Annotated in this window: 1 pseudogene; it reads left to right on the top strand. The window is 65.0% G+C overall.

The features are described 5' to 3' along the window. Nucleotides 1-1,154 (top strand): annotated as a pseudogene (locus tag GQ56_RS46980) (ESPR-type extended signal peptide-containing protein); the annotation flags it as partial.

Here is a 1,154-nt window from a genome sequence, read left to right as displayed (position 1 = left end):
CTGTCGACGTCCACGTCGACGGGCCTGTCATCGGCCACCAGCTCGATCACGTCGCTGTCGACGTCGACCTCGACGGGTCTGTCGTCGGCCACCAGCTCGATCACATCGCTGTCGACGTCGACCTCGACGGGTCTGTCGTCGGCCACCAGCTCGATCACATCGCTGTCGACGTCGACCTCGACGGGCCTGTCATCGGCCACCAGCTCGATCACGTCACTGTCGACATCGACCTCGACGGGCCTGTCGTCGGCCACCAGCTCGATCACGTCACTGTCGACCTCGACCTCGACGGCGATCAATGCAGCGAAGACGCATTACTACAGCGTCAACGACGGCGGCACGCAGCAGGCCAACTACAACAACGACGGCGCCACGGGCACCAACGCCCTTGCTGCCGGCGTGAACGCCAGCGCGGCGGGCACCAGCAGCGTCGCGGTCGGCGACACCGCGAACGCGAAGGCGAACGGCACGGTGGCAATTGGTCAGAACGCCGTGGCCAACAACGCGGGCGATGTCGCGCTCGGCAGCGGCTCCACGACGTCAGCGCCGAACCCGACGCCGACCGGTACGGTCGGCGGTGTCACCGCGACATTTGCGGGTGGCAATCCGACCAGCGTGGTCAGCGTCGGCGCACCGGGCCAGGAACGTCAGGTCACCAACGTCGCAGCGGGTCAGATCACCGCAACGAGCACCGACGCGATTAACGGTTCGCAGCTGTACGCGACCAATTCGATCGTCGACTCGCTGTCGACCACGGTTTCGTCGTCGAGCGGTGCGATCGCGTCGTTGTCGACAGGCCTGAGCTCGACCAGCAGCTCGATCAACTCACTGTCGACCTCGACTTCGACGGGTCTGTCGTCGGCCAATAGTTCGGTCACGTCGCTGTCGACGTCGGCCTCGACGGGCCTGTCGTCGACGAACAGTTCCATCACGTCGCTGTCGACCTCCACATCGACTGGGCTCTCGTCGGCGAACAGCTCGATCACGTCGTTGTCGACCGGCCTTTCGTCGACCAATAGCTCGGTCACATCGTTGTCGACGTCGACGTCGACGGGCCTCTCGTCAGCCACCAGCTCGATCACCTCGTTGTCGACTGGCCTTTCGTCGACCGATAGCTCGGTGACCTCGCTGTCGACGTCCACGTCGACGGGCCT

This window comes from Burkholderia paludis (genome assembly GCF_000732615.1).
Lineage (GTDB): Bacteria > Pseudomonadota > Gammaproteobacteria > Burkholderiales > Burkholderiaceae > Burkholderia > Burkholderia paludis.
The sequence above is the reverse complement of the archived record's forward strand: the minus strand, read 5'-3'. Positions and strand labels throughout refer to the sequence as shown.